This window comes from Sphingomonas sp. PP-CE-1G-424 (genome assembly GCF_004341085.1).
Lineage (GTDB): Bacteria > Pseudomonadota > Alphaproteobacteria > Sphingomonadales > Sphingomonadaceae > Sphingomonas.
On sequence record NZ_SLXW01000010.1, the window covers coordinates 65,526 to 83,384 of the forward strand.

13 protein-coding genes and 1 pseudogene are annotated in these 17,859 nt (G+C 61.1%); 8 read left to right on the plus strand and 6 right to left on the minus strand.

Features of this window, described 5'->3' with window-relative positions:
• Positions 1–4 precede the first annotated feature (4 nt).
• Together C8J43_RS19715 and C8J43_RS22605 are read left to right on the plus strand one after the other, a co-directional pair.
• Positions 5–1,594 carry a carboxylesterase family protein gene (locus C8J43_RS19715; protein ID WP_165899703.1) on the plus strand — a complete coding sequence of 530 codons (1,590 nt, stop codon included), beginning with the start codon at positions 5–7 and terminating at the stop codon, positions 1,592–1,594.
• A 153-nt stretch (positions 1,595–1,747) separates the two neighbouring features.
• Entirely contained in the window at positions 1,748–1,870 is a 123-nt protein-coding gene (locus C8J43_RS22605; protein WP_279388851.1) for a hypothetical protein, read from the plus strand.
• A gap of 216 nt (positions 1,871–2,086) precedes the next feature.
• Here the strand turns inward: C8J43_RS22605 and paoC are convergent, their stop codons facing one another.
• From paoC to paoA, 3 genes are read right to left on the minus strand one after another with little or no spacing between them, the layout of a single operon-like run.
• Positions 2,087–4,297, minus strand: coding sequence for an aldehyde oxidoreductase molybdenum-binding subunit PaoC (gene paoC, locus C8J43_RS19720; RefSeq protein ID WP_133032318.1), 2,211 nt, complete (start codon positions 4,295–4,297; stop codon positions 2,087–2,089).
• Positions 4,294–5,244, minus strand: coding sequence for a xanthine dehydrogenase family protein subunit M (locus C8J43_RS19725; RefSeq protein WP_133032319.1), 951 nt, complete (start codon positions 5,242–5,244; stop codon positions 4,294–4,296). Before C8J43_RS19725 ends, paoC begins: the two co-directional genes overlap by 4 nt.
• A complete protein-coding gene (gene paoA, locus C8J43_RS19730; RefSeq protein WP_133032320.1) occupies positions 5,241–5,873 on the minus strand; it encodes an aldehyde dehydrogenase iron-sulfur subunit PaoA in 633 nt (210 codons plus the stop codon). Before paoA ends, C8J43_RS19725 begins: the two co-directional genes overlap by 4 nt.
• Before the next feature lie 117 nt (positions 5,874–5,990).
• Here paoA and C8J43_RS19735 point away from each other — a divergent pair, with 117 nt between their 5' ends.
• The 3 genes and pseudogenes from C8J43_RS19735 to C8J43_RS19745 all read left to right on the plus strand — a co-directional run.
• Positions 5,991–6,896, plus strand: a complete 906-nt coding sequence (locus C8J43_RS19735) for a LysR family transcriptional regulator (protein ID WP_133032321.1) — start codon at positions 5,991–5,993, stop codon at positions 6,894–6,896.
• A gap of 305 nt (positions 6,897–7,201) precedes the next feature.
• Positions 7,202–7,942 carry an SDR family oxidoreductase gene (locus C8J43_RS19740; RefSeq protein ID WP_133032322.1) on the plus strand — a complete coding sequence of 247 codons (741 nt, stop codon included), beginning with the start codon at positions 7,202–7,204 and terminating at the stop codon, positions 7,940–7,942.
• Positions 7,943–8,465: 523 nt separating this feature from the next.
• Positions 8,466–8,570: pseudogene (locus C8J43_RS19745) on the plus strand (Tn3 family transposase); the annotation flags it as partial.
• 605 nt (positions 8,571–9,175) lie between these two features.
• Here C8J43_RS19745 and C8J43_RS19750 read toward each other — a convergent pair.
• The 3 genes from C8J43_RS19750 to C8J43_RS19760 all read right to left on the minus strand — a co-directional run bounded on the left by C8J43_RS19750 (position 9,176) and on the right by C8J43_RS19760 (position 14,316).
• The gene (locus C8J43_RS19750) at positions 9,176–10,369 is read right to left on the minus strand and encodes a hypothetical protein (protein WP_133032323.1); all 1,194 of its coding nucleotides are present in this window, start codon (positions 10,367–10,369) and stop codon (positions 9,176–9,178) included.
• A 138-nt stretch (positions 10,370–10,507) separates the two neighbouring features.
• Positions 10,508–11,611: a hypothetical protein gene (locus C8J43_RS19755; protein WP_207893462.1), complete on the minus strand. Its 1,104-nt coding sequence runs from the start codon at positions 11,609–11,611 to the stop codon at positions 10,508–10,510.
• A gap of 2 nt (positions 11,612–11,613) precedes the next feature.
• Entirely contained in the window at positions 11,614–14,316 is a 2,703-nt protein-coding gene (locus C8J43_RS19760) for a TonB-dependent receptor (protein WP_165899704.1), read from the minus strand.
• Between the two features lie 146 nt (positions 14,317–14,462).
• Here C8J43_RS19760 and C8J43_RS19765 point away from each other — a divergent pair, with 146 nt between their 5' ends.
• The 3 genes from C8J43_RS19765 to C8J43_RS19775 all read left to right on the plus strand — a co-directional run bounded on the left by C8J43_RS19765 (position 14,463) and on the right by C8J43_RS19775 (position 17,460).
• The gene (locus tag C8J43_RS19765) at positions 14,463–15,569 is read left to right on the plus strand and encodes an ROK family transcriptional regulator (protein ID WP_133032325.1); all 1,107 of its coding nucleotides are present in this window, start codon (positions 14,463–14,465) and stop codon (positions 15,567–15,569) included.
• Positions 15,570–15,817: 248 nt separating this feature from the next.
• On the plus strand, positions 15,818–16,750 hold the full coding sequence (locus C8J43_RS19770) for an NAD(P)-dependent alcohol dehydrogenase (protein ID WP_133032326.1): 933 nt from the start codon (positions 15,818–15,820) through the stop codon (positions 16,748–16,750).
• Positions 16,751–16,770: 20 nt separating this feature from the next.
• Positions 16,771–17,460, plus strand: a complete 690-nt coding sequence (locus C8J43_RS19775; protein ID WP_207893463.1) for a YafY family protein — start codon at positions 16,771–16,773, stop codon at positions 17,458–17,460.
• Positions 17,461–17,859: the final 399 nt, after the last annotated feature.

A 17,859-nucleotide genomic window follows, 5' to 3' on the forward strand; every position in this document is an offset into this window, starting at 1 on the left:
ACGAATGCCGTTGACGATGATCCTGCGACACACTGTAGCCGCTACCCTTGCCTCGCTGAGCATGTTCGGCGCGGCACCCGTCGCTGCCCAGTCGGGTCTCGATGTCGTAACCGCTCAAGGTCCGCTGTCCGGTGTCGCCGGCAGTGACCTGCAAAGCTGGCTCGGCGTCCCGTTCGCGGCCCCGCCAGTTGGCCCTTTGCGCTGGCAGCCGCCCCAGCCGTTGAAGCCATGGACCGCCGTACGAAAGGCAAACACCGTTGCGTCAAGCTGCGCGCAGAACGCCGATCTCGGTGTGTTCGCGCGCGCCGGCGGGAGCGAGGATTGCCTCTATCTCAACGTCTATCGCAGTGCGTCCGCAGCGCAGGCGGGGCAGAAGCTGCCCGTGTTCGTCTGGATCCACGGCGGGTCGCTCCAGGTCGGACAAGGGGCGGATTATGACGCGACCAAGATGGCGCTGCGCGGCAAGGCGGTTGTAGTCACTCTGAACTATCGTCTCGGCGTGTTCGGCTTCTTCGCGCAGAAGGCGCTCGACAGCGAGGGTCATCCATCCGCCAATTACGGGCTGCTGGATCAGCAGGCGGCGCTACGCTGGATCAAGCAGAATATCGCCGCATTTGGCGGTGATCCGACCAACGTGACGATTGCCGGCGAGTCCTCGGGCGGCAACAGCGTGATGCTCCAGATCGCGTCCCCTTTGGCTGCAGGCACCTTCCAGCACGCGATCGCGATGAGCGGTGCCGGTGAGATAAAACGCTACCCGGCATTCGGTGCGCCGCGGCCGCTGGCGCTCGCTGAGGTGCTTGGTGACCAGTTGGCGAAGGAAGTCGGGTGCACGGCCGACACCGCCGCCTGTCTGCGCGCGCTGCCGACCAAGCGCGTTCTTGATACCCAGACCAACTATCTACTCAACGAGGCAATCATCGATGGCACCGTGTTGCCGATACATCCGGCAGATGCCTATCGGACAGGCCGGATCAATCATGTGACGTTGGTCAACGGCAATACCCACGATGAAGGGCGGTTCTTCGTCGCGCTCCCCGAACTGGCCTCCGGCAAGGCGATGACGGTGGCGGACTATCCGGTCTGGCTGAAGCGCCAGTTTGGCGCGGCGCTCGCTCCCAAGGTCGCGCTCGAATATCCGCTCGACCGCTACGACAGCCCCAGCGAGGCGTTCGCCGCGGCTGCGACGGACAGCCTGTTCGCCTGCACGGGACGCACCCTGAACCGCTGGCTGGCCGACAAAATCCCGGTGTACGCTTATGAGTTCAGCGACGGTACCGCGCCAACCTACGTCGCCCCGACCACTTTTCCGCTTTTGGCGTCGCACACCTATGAGTTGGCTTACATCTTCCCCGGTTTCCGGGGTGGGGCCGATGTGACGGTGAAGCTCAACCCGTTGCAGGAAAAGCTGTCGGACCAGATGGTCGACTATTTTGCGCACGTCAGCGATCTTCCTTCCCGGACGGAATGGAACCGGTTCGACGCCAAGCGCGATGAAGTAATGAGCTTCAAGCTTACTGGCGCTAAGATGGAGTCAGGCAAGTTTGCCGCCTTCCACCGCTGCGATTTCTGGGATCACTCGGGCACCTACTGAGCATTTGTCGCAGTAGGTGCGCTTTCCCATAAGTGCCGATATGAGAAAATGACGGCATGGCCGGGACTTCGCCTACGTATCTGATATCGCGCGTGCCGCGATGATGCTGCTCGATGCGTTGGATGACCCATTCGGCCGAGCATGGAACACGCAATGAGCACGACCCGTTCGCTGCGCGACCTGCTCACGATCGGCGCGGCGGCACTGGAACATCGCAACCGGATATGGGCGGTCCGCTATGGTAGACGCGACCGCTTGGTCGCGTCTACCGAATGATGCATGAGGTGGGCGACGCCAGTTAAGGCAAACTATGATGCAGATACACCCCGCGTGCCGACGATGTTAACCGTTGAGTCAGCAACACCTAGGTCTTAAGCGACCTCAAATTCCAGAAGTCCGCGACGGCTCAATGACAAGAACGGGTACGGTTCGCTTCGTTGGTTGCCGCTCATGTTCGGTTGCACCTCCAATGGCGACTCCGATAGACCGTAATCACGTCAGCGCCGGCAGTGCGTCGAGATGCTTGTCGAGCGTGATCGGATACTGGCGCACGCGAACGCCAGTCGCATTGTAGATCGCGTTGGCGACCGCCGGAGCCACCCCGGTCAGGCCCAGCTCGCCAACGCCCTTGGCCTTAACCGGCGAGATCGTCGGATCGACCTCGTCGATGAAGAAGGCGTCGAGATGCGGGATATCGGCGTGCACCGGCACCTCATAGCCGGCGAGATCGTGGTTCACGAAGAACCCGAAGCGCTTGTCGATCGCCATCTCCTCCATCAGCGCCGCACCGACGCCCATCACCATGCCACCGATCACCTGGCTGCGCGCGGTCTTGGCGTTGAGAATCCGCCCGGCCGCGCAGACCGCAAGCATGCGCCGCACCCGGACCTCGCCGGTATAGGCGTCGACCGCGACCTCGACGAAATGCGCCCCGAAGGTCTGCTGCTGGAACTGATCGGCGAGCTTGGCGAACTCCATCAGCTCCTGGACCACGATCTCGCCATCGCTGGCCGCGTCGGCGAGCTTCACCGAACGGTTGCCGCTGCGCACCTGCCCGTCTGCGAAGTCGACGTCGGCGGTGTTGAAGCCGAGGCGCTGAGCGACGGTTTCGCGCAGCTTCATACACGCTGCGTAGACGCCAGCCGTCACGGAAGGCGCGCCCTGCTGCCCGCCCGATCCCGGCGTTTCCGGAAAGGTTGAGTCACCGAGCTTCACCACAATGCGGTTGGGCGTGACGCCCATCATCTCGGCCGCGGTTTGCTGGACGACGGTGTAGCTGCCGGTGCCGATATCCGTCATGTCGGTCTCGATCGTCACGACGCCGTGCCGATCGAGCCGGGCCCGCGCGCCGGCCTTGGCGATCTTGCCGCCACGGATCGCTCCTGCCATCCCGATACCGATCAGCCATTGCCCTTCGCGGACCGCGCCGGGCTTGCTCTGGCGCTTGTCCCAGCCGAAACGTTCGGCGCCCTCCCGCAGGCAACGGACGAAGGCTCGGGTCGAGAAAGGCTTGCTGGGATTTTCGGGGTCGACCTCCGTGTCGTTCACGACGCGAAGCTCGATCGGATCCATCTTCAGCTTTTCCGCCAGCTCGTCCATCGCGACCTCCAGTGCCATCAGGCCAGGTGCTTCGCCCGGCGCCCGCATCGCGTTGCCTTCGGCAAGGTCGAGCGTGGCAAGCCGCATCCGGGTCAGCCGGTTCGCGCCCGCATACAGCGTCCGCGTCGAGGTCACGGTCGGCTCGGTCCGCCCACCGACGAGGTTACCCGACAGGCTGTCATGACCGATGGCCGTCAGCCGCCCGTCACGGCCTGCCCCCAACTGCACGCGCTGAATCGTCTTTGGCCGGTGGATCGTGGTGTTGAACATGATCGGACGTTGCAGCGCGATCTTCACCGGGCGCTTGACCACGCGCGCCGCGATCGCCGCCAGCGCCAGATCGATCTGCACGGTCCCCTTACCGCCGAAGCCGCCACCTATGTAGGGCGAGATCAGGTGGACGTTCTGCTTGGGGATACCCAAGATTAGCCCGAGGTCGCGCGTTCCCCAGTTCATCTGCTGGATCGACGTCCAGCACGTCACGCGGTCGTCGTCCCACTTTGCGATCGATGCGTGTGGCTCCATCATCGCATGCGCCTGGTCGGGCACGGTATAGGTCTCGTCGACCTTGACCGGCGCTGCGGCGAACGCCTTGGCGAAGTCGCCGACCTGCTTCTCGTTGGGGCCGCCAAACTCGCCTTCCGGCGGAACAGGCGCGCTGCCGTTCTGCGCGGTCAGATCGAACCGCCCCGCCGTCCGCTGATAGTCGACCCGCACCAGCGCCGCTGCCGCACGAGCCTGCTCGAACGTTTCCGCAACGACGACGGCGACCGGTTGATGATAATGGTCGACTTCCGGCGCGGCGAGCATCTTCTGGACGTAGAACTTGCCCACCCCGGGCTTGCCGGCATTCAGATATGTGACGACGCCGACCACGCCGGGCGCCCGCTCAGCGTCACGCGTATCGATCGTCGTGATCCTCCCCTTGGCGATCGCGGCGCCCAGGATGTAGCCATACGCGAATCCGGGCGCGACATCCTGCCATTCATAAGCATAGGTGGCGGTGCCGGTGGTCTTCAGATGCCCTTCGTAGCGATCGAGTGGCTTCCCGAGCACCTTCATCCGGTCGGTCGGGTTGGCGCCTGCGGGTGTGTCGAAGATCATGGCTTCACCTCTGCAATGACCGCCGCGAGGCTGCGCGTCGCGAGTGGGATCTTGAATGCGTTGTCGTCGGTCGGCCGTGCGTCGGCAAAGACCGCTTTCGCCATATTGGCCGCGCCGCGGGGCATCGCTGCCTCCGCAGCCTCCACGCGCCAAGGCCGATGGGCGACACCACCGAATGCTACGCGGCCGCTCCCGTCGCGCTGGACGATGGCAGCGACCGACACGAGCGCAAACGCATAGGACGCCCGGTCACGCACCTTGCGGTAAACCTGCGTACCACCAACCGGACGCGGCAACGTCACCGCGGTGATGAGTTCGCCGTGATCGAGCACGTTGTCGCGCTCGGGCGTGTCACCCGGGAGCGTATGGAAGGTGCCCATCGGTATAGATCGTGTCTTCCCGTCCGCCTTCACCGTCTCGACTGTTGCATCGAGCACGCGCATCGCGACCGCCATGTCGCCCGGATAGGTCGCAATGCACGACTCGCTCGATCCGATGACGGCAAGCTGGCGGGAATAGCCACCGATCGCAGCGCAACCCGAGCCGGGCCTGCGCTTGTTGCAGGGCTGGTTGGTGTCGTAGAAATACGGGCACCGCGTTCGCTGAAGCAAATTGCCCGCGGTCGTCGCCTTGTTCCGCAGCTGGCCCGAGGCACCTGCGACGATGGCGCGACTGAGCACGCCATAGTCGCGTCGTACCCGCTCGTCGCTCGCCAACGCGGTGTTACTGACGAACGCACCGATCCGCAGCCCACCAGCGTCGGTCGGCTCGATCCGGTCGAGCTTAAGATCCTGCACGTCGACCAGATGGGTCGGCGTCTCGATCTCGAGCTTCATCAGATCAAGCAGGTTGGTACCGCCCGCCAGGAACCGTGCACCGGGATGGCTCGCGACCATCCGAGCCGCGTCGGCAGGCGTCGTTGCCCGCTCGTAAGTGAAGCTTTTCACGCGCGATCTCCTGCGACGTCGGCCATCGCCTCAGCGATGTTGGAATAGGCACCGCAGCGGCAGATGTTGCCGCTCATCCGCTCCCGCATTTCGGCGCCGGTAGGCTGCGGGGCCGCCATAAGGTCGGCCTGCGCGTGGCTAGGAATGCCTCGCTTAATTTCTTCGAGAACGGAGACGGCAGAGCAAATCTGCCCCGGGGTGCAGTAACCGCACTGATATCCGTCATGCTTCACGAAAGCGGCTTGCATCGGATACAGACGCTCGGGTGTGCCGAGCCCTTCGATAGTTGTTACGGCATCGCCCTCATGCTGGACGGCGAGGCTGAGACAGGCATTGATACGCTCACCGTTGACGATGACCGTGCACGCTCCGCACTGCCCGTGGTCACAGCCCTTCTTGGTGCCGGTGAGATGTAGCTGTTCGCGCAGCGCATCGAGCAGGGTCGTACGCGGATCGAGCGTCAGCGCTTGGGATGTTCCGTTCACGCTCATGGCGACCCTGTATGTCGGCAGGGCTTGCGCGGCCGGCGCGGCGTCGGCCGTTTCGCTCACGATGGCGGATACTGCCGCAGTAGTGGCGCTGCTCATCAGCATCTCCCTTCGGGACAATTGAAAAGTCTCACTGGCCATCGGCGATCCTCCATGGGCGCGCCAACAGGCGCCGGTCAGGACCATTAAACGCTTTCAACAGGAGTAGGTTACCCGTCAGCAGCTTGATGCGATACTGAATCTGGTTCAACATCAGGGATGCTTGTCACCCGCACCAACCTTACCGACCTTGCCTATTTCCTAGCGATCGCGCGGCATCGCAATCTTCGTCGGGCCGGCCTCGAGCTTGGCGTGTCTGCCTCAGCGGTCAGCCATGCTCTCAAGAGTTTCGAAGAGCGCGCGGGTGTCCGACTGATCAACCGGACCAACCGATCCGTAACCTTGACGTCGGCTGGAAAGGCGCTGGAGCAGTCGGTCTCCGGGTCATTTGCTGACATCGGCTCCGCACTCGAAAACCTCGATCAGCTCCGCGCCTCTCCTGGCGGGAAAATCCGCATCAACGCCGTGGTCGATGCGGTAACGCTTGTGCTTGGTCCTGTGCTTGCCGAACTGTCTCGCCGTCACCCTGATATTGAGGTCGATCTGGTATCGAGCAATCGCATCGTCGATGTCGTCGGCGAGGGGTTCGACGCAGGTATTCGTTATGGCGGCACCGTCCCCGAAGACATGATTGCGCAACGTCTTTCCGCCGACCTCAGATGGGTAGTCGCGGCATCCCCCGGTTATCTGGAGGAACATGGCACGCCAACGCACCCTGATGAGCTGAAGCATCACCGCTGCCTGGGAGTTCGGCTCGGTGACGACAGTATCTACCGCTGGGAATTCGAGGGGCCTGACGGCGACTTTGATGTGCCTATCAAAAGCGCGATGACCGCCGACGATAGTCGATCTACCCTGGCGATGGCACTGAATGGTGCAGGTCTGACGTTCGGCCTTGAAGCTCTTTTTGCCAGGCATGTCGCCGATGGCAACCTGCGCCTCGTGCTGACTGACTGGTCGACCACGGGGCCGGGCTTTTACCTTTATTATTCCGGACGGCGACAGGTGCCTGCAGGCTTGCGCGCATTGCTGACGATAGCAGGTGAGATCAAGCCGTTGGGCTGAAGTCGAAACGCGTGCGCCTGAAGCCCTCGCTGCACGATGCACGAACCTAACAGCTCGGAGCATTTCGTCGTCGAAAGCGCTCACCGCATCGTCGGAGCAATTGCAGCCCTTAGCCGCCTTTGGTATTACTGCCTCGTCGAAAGAGTGCTGACCGGATGGTAGCCCGGTCGTCGTCATCCATGGACGGCAACTCTTCCTCTTCGAGGTATCCGCGACACCTGGATCGGCATGCCGATCGGAAAGGTGTGTCCGCGAGCCCTCCAACGTCGCTGACATGCCTTACTTTAGTAGGGAAGACGTTCGACATGAAACTTAGCGGCAACACGATCTTGATTACGGGTGGCGCAACCGGCATCGGCCTGGCTCTTGCGACGCGACTTTCGTCATCGGGCAATCGGGTCATAATCTGCGGACGAAACGAGGCGAGCCTCGAACACGCGAGGGTTACAGTTCCTGCTCTGATAACGCGCGTCTGCGATGTGGCCGATGCACCGAGCCGCCACGAACTGGTCGACTGGCTGGCGGCCGATTATCCCGACCTCAACGTCCTCATCAACAATGCCGGGGTGCAGCATCGACGGGACTTTAACGGCGAAACGGCGACCGCTGCGCTTGATCAGGAAATTGCGATTAACCTGACGGCACCGATTCACCTGATCGCCGAACTTCTGCCCGCACTGACGCGGCAGGATCAGGCTTGGATCGTCAACGTCAGCTCAGGCCTCGCCTTCTCGCCGATGGCCGACGTACCAGTATATTCTGCCACGAAGGCGGCGATCCACTCTTTCACCCTCAGCCTTCGTCATCAGCTTCGCTCGACGAGCGTCAAGGTGGTCGAGTTAGCCCCGCCGATCGTGGATACGGGCCTTGGTGGCAACGCGAGAAGCGGCGGGACGACGAGCCGACCGATGATGTCGGCGGAAGCGTTCGCGACGGACGCGCTGGCAAAGCTGGCGACGGGTCAGGACGAGATCCTGATCGGGATATCGGCGGAAACCCGTCGTCAGGGTGAAGCGATGTTCGAACGGATGAACAGCCGCGCCTGATCAGGATTACTCAGATGCTCCACGACGCCGCCAGCGCAACCGGCTTCACTAACCTGCGAACCGGGCGGCGGGGCGACAACAAGAATGCGCTGCTTGCGGCCATTCTCGCCAACGCCACCAATCTCGAGCTCGCCCGCATGGCCGCCGCATCAGGGAGGGGGGCAGTCGCGACAAGTTGGTCTCGACGAAGGATACGTATGTTTGGAAGGACAATTATCACCGCGCGCTTGCCACCATCATCGACGCGCATAATCGGCTACCAACCGGCCCAGCAGGAGAAGGGTACCACAGCGAGTTTGGATGGTCAGTTTTTGTGGCGGCAAGCGGATGGCAGTCGGCGATATCAACGCGCGGTACGGCGTCGATCCCGAATTCAACTTCTACACCCATGTCTTCGATCAGCCTGCCCGTACAGCGTCACCGTCATCTCCACGGCAACGCATGAGGCGGTCCTATCTACTCGATGGCATCCTCCATCACGGCTCGTCGCTGAAGTTACGGGAATCAAAACCAGACCGACATCGCCCATCAGGAAATCGGCAGCATCGAACGGACCTTGTTCATGTCCGATCTGCTGGAAAACCCCAATCTGCGCCGACGATTCCAAGCCGGTTTGAACAAGAGTGAGCACGTCACGTCCAGACGCAGGTGATCTGCAAGTTTCACCAAAGCTGGATCATCGGTTCGCAGTAAGCCTATCAGGATCGCGGATTCCGGATATTCCCGCCGGTCGTTCGCAAATGTTCTCCCTTGCCGTTGTTTATCGGCAAACCAATGCTCCGCCCTTTAGTTGTTCGCGCATTAGGGGGGCCAGGCCATTGGCACGGTATCGCCTGGAGTTGCGGGCACCGTTGATGCCGGAACCGATGGTTGCTCTTGCCGTTCGCGCATGCGTTGTCGGCTGTTTGCCACATCGTCTTCCATTAATCGGCTTAGAAGGGCTTCGGTGTCGCGGTCAGGCGCGGCAGAAGGGTCGGGCAACGCTGGTTGCGGCGTGGCGGATGCCAGCGCTGGCGCTGGTCGTAAGTCCGCCACGGACACAACCCTGATCGCATCGTCCGCTGGTTGTGGCGCCGCGTCCGTCGATTCCCACCAGAGACAGGCTCCGCCAGTGGCCAGGACGAAGAATGCGGCTGCACCTGCAATCAGGAAACGGCTTCGATCGACAAATCTGTTCATAGAACAGGTTATCCTGTCAGGCCGGACACGGAACACCCGTGCCCGGCCCAGTGGTCAGCAGAGGTTGGCGGTATAGGTATTGAAGTCGGTATGGTATTTCCCGTGTAGATAATCGCCCATCACATCCCAGACGATATAGTCCGGTCTAATCAACGAATTTGCGGCGAATTCTGTTTTTGCCTGACGGGCTGCCATGTTGAACCGCGCCGCGGTAACATTATTCGATTGGAACGAAAAGAGCTGGCAGGTGCCATTGACCAGCCGACCGGCATCGGGATTGGGCACGATGGTCATTGTCTTTCGGCCATGTGCATGCGCCCAACTTATCGTGTCACCAGCGGCCGCTTTCGCCCCAGGCTTGTTAGCAGGTACGCTGGCGCTGACGATCGGCATCCTTGCGGCGTCAGGATGCTGCGCCTGCGCATCCGCCCAACATTGAAGATACTGGGCGGGCGTCAGACGGGTCTCGAAGGCGAGAATGCCGGCGTCGTCATCCTCGTCGATGTCGAGTTCGCCATCGTTGATCTGAGGAATTATGTTGAGACCGGTGAGATTATTGGCCTTGGCATACGTATAGCATGTGTCAGCGCCATTATATTTAAACTGCGGAGTATTGTACAAAGCCTTGCTCGCGAAGAACTTTAGATAAAAATGACTGCCGAGGTTATTTTGCTTTATAATGCCCGCCGCTAGCTCCAATATTAACGGGTCTTGAACGTCCAGGATTATCATAAAGTTTGGATCATTCAGAACCTGGGCGCGGAATGATTTGAGATTATATATTAACGAACCAAGATTTTGCATGTGCGATACATCGCCGGTTACCCTCGTATTATGGACGAGTTGCGCATTACGTCCGTAATTCTTGAGGTCGACATTCGTCCAGAATGCATAGTTATGGGCGGATAAATGGAGTGCTGCTGGCGCCGCTTGCAGACCGAGAGCGACGTCAATTGAGTTCATTTTGCCGCCATCATTATCTGCAACCGTCGCACGATTGGAGACCAAGTCATGGGCAACCAAAACGTCGTTGCTGCTATCGAGCCGTAGATCTAATTCAACTCCACGCATACCCAAGTCGTGGGCCCGTACAACGGCGTAGAACGAGTTTTCGGCGATGGTTTGATTGGTATCGGTGTCATGATACACGCCGCGATGGGCTATAACCTCGTAGGCCGATACCGCCGTCGGCACGACCGCGACCGCAAATGTCGCAAGCGCAGCGATCATACTGCTCAATTTGATCATGGATATCACCCTTTTATACGAATTGTCGGATGGCCCATGCAGGCGCCAACAGGGGCTCCACGGACCGTGATTAACACTGGCTTCTGGCGCTAATGCGGACAGCAGTATTGCGAGCGCCGGCGCAATTTCTGGAATGTATCAGCCGTCGTTGACGAAGACCGAGGGCGGTGGGACGGGCACGGCGCTCGGTGACAGCAGCGCGCCAGTATCGCGATCGTAGCGAAACACCTCGCGAACCGTGTCGGTGTCGACGGTCAGAACACCGGCAGCCAGATCGTCCGCAACCGCGATCCGTCGCGGTGCCATGCCCGGGCAGGCGACGCTGGCGCCGGCCGCGAAGCCGCCATTGCCTGACGGGCGGATCACGCAAGGCGCTGCACCTGCGCGGCCGAGTTCCAGCCACCCCTCCGGCGTAATGCGGTGGGTGTAGATCGCTCGCCCGTCAGGCGCGACCGTCGTGAATGGCTGGCCACGCCCGAACCGATGCTGCGGCGCGCCCGAACCCTTTACGCCAACAACATTGTGGCTCAGCAGGCCATCCTCCCCGATATAGTAATGGCCGATTTGCGTTCCCGTGTTGTCAGGCCAGCGCAGATGCATGTGGATGTGCGGCGGGGCATCGCGATGGTCATGTGGAGCGTTGGTGTCGAAACCCATGATCTGGATGCGGCCGAGGTGGTTTCGCTCTACCCATTCGCCCAGACCCAGTTCGCGCACGACCTCGCGCTGCGCGAATTCGAGCGCGTTGGCAGCGGCCCGCTGCACAGCGGGGAAAAGACCCTGCGCATAGACACCGGCGCGGCGCGCGGGATCGGCATGCTCGAAGCGCAGTACCATCCCTGGCTCTACGATATGCGTTGCCACCTCCGCCGCGGTGACCGCCTCGGCTGCCACCGGCGGCATGGCAACCGTCAGCCGGTTACCCTCCCGGTTAAACGGTACGTCACCACCTTCGAGGATCACGCGGCGGACGTTGGCGGCACCATGATCGAAGCCCAATTCGAGCGTGCGCATCCGCGGGATCCACAGCGCGATAACGGTTTCGCGGTCATTGTCTGCATTCCAGTTCGCATCCGTGATCGGCGAGCAGGCAGCGCAGGTTGCGGGATCGAACCGTACCCCCGCGCCTGCCGCACGCTTGACGAACTTCAGCACCACGCGGACCTGATCGCCGGTCCGCTGTGCCGCTGCTGGCGACGCGACGCCGATTACCACAAGCACCGCCGCGGCCAGCCCTGCCACCTTCACAGCCCTGGCTTCCACGACAGGCCGAGCCAGAAGGTGCGACCGACCGGGAAGAAGTAGTTGACGAGCTCGCGGTCGAGCCCCTGACGGACGATGAACGGCTCCTTGGTCAGGTTCTGGATCTGCCCGACCAATTCAACGCCCGGCCGCACGGTGGCGCGTGCCTGTACGTCGATCTGCTGGCGCGGTTCCTGATAAAGGTCGCGCGTCGGCGTATCCCCGTCGACGGATTGCAAGGCCCGGCCGATGCGGTTGTAGGAGGCTCGAAGCTCGATCGGGCCGGTGACGTAGAAGGTCGTGAGGTTAGCGATAGATTCGGGTTGCTGTATCAGCCCGCTGCTGCGACGCACCGTCGGCAAGCCAGATGCGACACCTGCCGCGCTCACTGGCTGATTGAACGAGCCATCGAGCAGCGTGAAATTGGCGTTTATGCCAAGCCCCGGGACGACTGCGATCTTGTCGAGCGTATAGCTGACTTCCAGCCCCTTGACGCGCGCTCGCGTGGCATTGCGCGGAGTGCTGACAAAGACCGTTTGATAGGTCGTGCCCTGAAATAGGGTAGCCGGTCCCTGTTGGGTGGACGTGAATATCTCGTTACGGATCTCCTTGGCAAAGCCGGCGACCGAAATCAGTCCCGCACCGCCAAGATACCATTCGTAGGAAAGATCATAGTTCCACGCCTCACGGGGCTTGAGGTTAGGGTTACCGGTGCTGACTGTGAGCGTGCCGTCCGTGCCGACGCCGAAGGTCGTTCGAGCGGCATATTGGCTATAGTCGGGTCGACCGATAGTCTTGGACACGCCTGCGCGCAGTCGCATGCCGTCGCCCAGCTCGAAGGTTGCAAGAGCGGAAGGCAACCAGAAATGGTATCCGGTGCTACGCCGCACGTGTTCGTACGCGGTCGCGCCCTTCGCGGTCGGGGCCTGATTGGTTTCGACGGTCAGGCTGGTGTCATCGTAGCGGACGCCTGCCTGCACGTCGAAGTTATCGTCGCGGAAAACACCTTGGAAATAGCCGGCTTTCACCGTTTCCAAATCGTGAAAATCGTCAGCGAAATTATTGGCGTTCTGGTCGGTTGCGATGAACAGGGCTCGGTTGGCCTCGAACCGCTGCCATGCGCCCGTGCGGTTCACCAGCAAATAAGGCGTACCTGGCGTTTCGTAGGTGGCGGGCGCCCGCTGATAGAGGATCCCGTTCAGCGTGCCGAATGCCGCCTGATTAGCCGCAGTCCCGGGGACATATTCGAGATAACGTTGATCGTAGGACAAATCGGTTCGCGTCACCGCCGTCCCGACGTTGACGCCAAGTCCACGATCGCCCGCACCGGCATTATAGCCAAGGTTCGCCTTGACGAAGTCGGTCGTCGAATCGAGATCTCGGTCGATGTCGCGAAAGTACAGCGCGCGATACGCATCCGGACTGGCTGCGGTCGTCAAATTGTTGAGCGTAAGGCGGGGGCGACCGTCAATGATTTGATATGCATAGCCGAAGGCGGCCGAATAGCCGTTCGATGCAGCGCCGGCACGCGGGTTGGCGTCGTATTTTATCATCTGACGGTTTTCGCGGTACGTGGCTTTCGAACGGGCGAGCGTCGTGTCCAGAATCAGCCGGTTGCCGAAATCGTGCCGGCCCTTGGCATCGATCAGCCACGTGTTGCGCGTCACCGGTTGATAGGTAAGTCCTTGCTGCGTGTCCCCCTGCGCAAAACGGCCGCTGGTCGGCGTAATTACGGTTGGCGCGCCGGTAGCGAGCGTCAGCGCCTCGTAGCGAGTTTCGGTGTCGGTATCGTGATAATAGCCGCCGAACACCGACAGCTGCGTCGTCTCGTCCGGCCGCCATTCCAGCTTCAAATTGCCCGACAGGCGGGTGCGCATGTTCTCGAAGAAATAATCCTGGTTGCGTACGGGCGAGATCGCGCCGGTTGAAAGGTTGGGAAAGGCGGTGCGTGCGCCGGCAGGGGTGAAATAGCTCCACCCTGCGCCAGCGGTGTCGCCGGGCAGTTCCGCGCGCGCAGTCGATGGCAGGCGCTGATATTCGACAGACGCGACGACGCCGAACTGGTCGCCCGGGCCGAAGAGCGTTGATGCGGTAGCGTCGGCGCGGATAGCGGCGCCCCCGCCGCGCACCAGCTTGCCGGCTGTGTCGTTGTAGCCACCGTTGGCATTGGCTACAAAGAAATGTCGGCCATTCTGGTCGAACGCGCTTTTGGAAACGATGTTGATCTGACCGCCGAGCGCGTGGGGGTCATATTGCGCGCTGACGCTTTTGATCGCCTCGATCCGCGCGACCAACGATGCGGGCAGCATGTCGAGCCGGGCGCCACGATAGATCCAATCAGGCGAGGCCAGCGGGATGCCGTCAATCGTGACGAGATTGTAGCGTGGATCGAGGCCCCGGATCGTTGCACGCTGATAGATGTCGCGGTTTTTGGTCGGATCGGCACCGCCGACGACGGAGACACCTGTGATCCGGCGGCTTGCCTCGACGATATTAAGATCGGGCAGCCGACCCACGTCATCCTGCGATACCGCATCGAGGATGACGGACGCGTCCCTTTTCGCTTTCGTCGCTGAGCGCTGCGACGCGCGGAAGCCGGTTACGACGATATCGCCACGGTCCGTTGCGGCTGGTGTTTCGGGCGTCGGCGCGACGTGTTGTCCCAACGCACTGCCGGGCAGGGCAACGCCACCAGTGGCGCCCATCGCTGCTCCAAGCATCATCGCTCGCCCCGAAAACCCCACACCAAACCCCTGCCGCCTATTACATATCGGTCTGTATGGTATTAATTTGACAGTTCCGAGACGGCATCTCTAGGCATAGTCAGACAGTTGATGGAGGTGCGTGCACCGTGGCGACGAAGGAGTATCGGCTGACGCAACGCGCACGCCGGGTGCTGGCGCTGGTGCGTCGGCAAGGCCGCATGTCCCGATCGGATCTCATTCGGGACACTGGCCTGTCCGGTACTGCAGTGTTTCGCGCGACGGAGGAACTTGAGGCGGCAGGCCTTTTGCGCTCCGGGGAAACGATCGCTCAAGGTCGCGGCCAACCAAGCACGATGATGCATATCGTCGCGGATGCGGCATTCAGCCTTGGTCTTTCGGTCATGACCGATCGCGCAGATGTGGTCCTGCTCGATCTAGCCGGCGAAGTGCGGGCGCGGCGCGACGTTAGCGCGCCCGGCGTGACACGCGCCGCCATTCTGGGCGCGGTGGCCGCTTTCGTAGCCGAACAGCCGAACCGCGATCGTATTGTTGGCATCGGACTCGCCGTCGCCGGATTTTTCACCGCTCCGAGCATTATCAATCCCAGCGCAGAGTTGGACGACTGGGCGCTAATCGACCTTGCAGAGACGGTGGGGCGATCACTCGGTATGCCGGCAATGGTAGAAAATCTCGCGAACGCGGCGGCCATCGGCGAAAGGTTGTTGGGAGCGGGGGTCGATTATGCCAGCTTCTGCTACGTCAACGTGGCGGCAGGCCTCGGTGCGGGGCTGGTCGATGGCGGGCAACTGATACGCGGACGCCATGGCAATGCGGGTGAGATCGCAGGCATGTTCCACTTCGCCAATCTTACGACGCCGAACCTCGCGGATCTGCAGGGCACGCTCGCCCGACACGGCGTCGTCTGCAATGGCATCGCAGATCTTGTAACGCGGTTCGAACTAACGTGGCCGGGCGTCGACGCTTGGCTCGCGGAGCGGCAATCTTCTTTCGCTTGGCTATTCCAGATGCTGCGCTACACGCTCGATTGCGAGGTGATCGTGCTGGGCGGACGTCTGCCGCGTCCCTTGGCGCAACGTATCGTTGACGACATGGTCTGGCCAGAATTCAGCCTGCCGGCGCGACGCGAAGTGCGGGCACCGTCGACGCTGTTGATAGTGGCGGCGCTCGATCCGGAGCTGTCGGCGTCGCTAGGCGCGGCGTCGCTGGTCCTGCATCGCACAATGTTCGACTAGATGCTCCCTGTTTGCCGAGCAGCCACGCCACCGTAATATCGCCTGGTCGCGTCAGACGCGCTTCGACGTGATCTGCGAGGCGAACGACGTTGAACACCGGCTCGCCGAGCCGCGTCTTGAGGATGAAGCGATGGTCGAACGGATGAACAACACTCCTGCTCATCTCCAGCTTCGACTTACCTCTATGGTGACAGTATTTGGCACCTTGGACATGTAAACCTATGTCTCAACTTAGTAGGCAATCGATCATGCAACGCATCCAATACCACAAATATGGCGGTTCCGAGGTCATGCGACTGGAGGACTTTACGCTCGATGCACCGGGCGAGGGCGAAGTCGCCGTCGCCGTCCGTTATGCGGCAATTAACCCTATCGACTGGAAAATGCGCGACGGCATGATGAAGCTCGTGACGGGGCGATCGTTCCCGCGTGGTATGGGCATGGACCTGTCGGGCGTCGTCACCGCGATCGGTAAGGGCGTGACACGTTTTAAGGTGGGTGACGCAGTATTTGGCCTGGCCCGGTTCAAGCAGACCGGCGCACTGGGCGAGGCGGCGCTCGCAAAGGAGATCGCGCTCGGCAAGAAGCCCTTCGACTTGACGTTCGAGGATGCGGCGTGTCTCGGTACGCCCGGCGTCACCGCCTGGAACGCTCTTGTTGACAAGGCGAGGTTGAAAGCCGGACAACACGTCTTCATCAATGGCTGCGCAGGTGCCGTTGGCGAGGCGGCGGTGCAGATCGCACGCCTGCTCGGAGCACATGTCTCGGGCAGTTGCAGCGCCGAATCGATGGATCGTGCTCTTTCGTTCCAAATACTGAAGGTGTACGATTATCGCGTCACCGACCCGGCAGAAATCGTTGAGAAATTCGATGTCGTCTTCGATGCCGCGGCAACGCTGTCAACTGCCGTCGGAGTAGGAATGTTGAGGAAGGGCGGCACTTTCGCCACCGTCGATCCGACTCCGATACGATTTCTGCGCGGGCTGTTCGACAAGCGAGTGAAACCGATCGTCGCCACCCCGCGGGCCGACCTACTCGACACACTTGCGCATGCCGCACGTGATAAAGGCTTTCGACTACCGGTTGCGCAGATTGTCCCGTTGCGCGACGCAATTGCTCTGATCGCAGCTCTCGAAGGCGGACGAAAGCTGCGTGGTAAAGCTGTCGTGGCGATCGGGTAGCGATGTCGCGGAGCCATCGCTTGTTCGATCTACTTCAGATCCTGCGTCGACACCGCGGAACTGTCTCGGGCTCGGTTCTCGCGCAGGAGGCTGGGGTGTCGCTTCGTACAATCCGGCGCGACATCGTCACCTTGCAAGCGATGGGTGCAGAAATCGATGGGGAGGCGGGGGTGGGGTACGTCATGTCTCCCGGTTTTCTCCTCCCGCCGCTGTCCTTCACCGACGAAGAACTCGACGCTCTAGTCATCGGCGCGGAGTGGGTCGCAGGCCAAACAGACCCCGCCCTAGCAAACGCAATCGGCAACGCGCTGGCGAAAATCCATTGCGTCCTCGCACCGAGGATGCGCAACGCGCTGGATGATACGAGTTTTTACGTTGGAAGCGCTCGGAAGCCCTTCGCCAGCGGGTTCGATCTTCAGCAATGCCGGAGGGCCTTGCGCGAGCAATGCAAGATGAGAATTACCTATCGAGACCGGAACGGTGGTCATTCAGAGCGAACCATCTGGCCAATTATGTTGGGCTTCGAAGGGGCGAAGCGCATGGTAGCGGCATGGTGCGAAACGGATAATGATTTTCGAATATTCGATACTAAATGGATTGTGCAATTTGAGCTATTGGCCGCGCGTTACTCCCGTAACCGTCGCCAGCTAGTGAAAGAATGGCGTGCAAGCTCAGAATACCCGTGCAAAAGCACCGCGGATCTGTCGTAGTTATCGCCGCGCACAAAGCTTATCGCTCTCCAGTCTTTCTCCTTGGCATATCTCGTCTTGCGGCTCTCAAATAATTGGTTGATCCGGCGCTTATTTAAACTCGTATATGTGTGCAGTGTACGAGTTAGACATGCCTGCTGACGGAGACAGCGCCAATACTATTTGCCATAGCTTGGCCGATGTACAGCCTACTGGCCGAGCCGGGAGAAATACACGGATCAGTTAGACCGCTTTATCGTGCACAGAATAGGAACCTGTGTTCAAAGCATGTTCAACCTCATGATACTGACCTGCTCCCCATAAATCATGCCATTGGTAAGTTAGCTCGTCAGATGGAGACGAGTGATGCGGCGAGGCCGATTTACCGAGGATCAGATCATTGGCGTGCTGCGCGAGCAT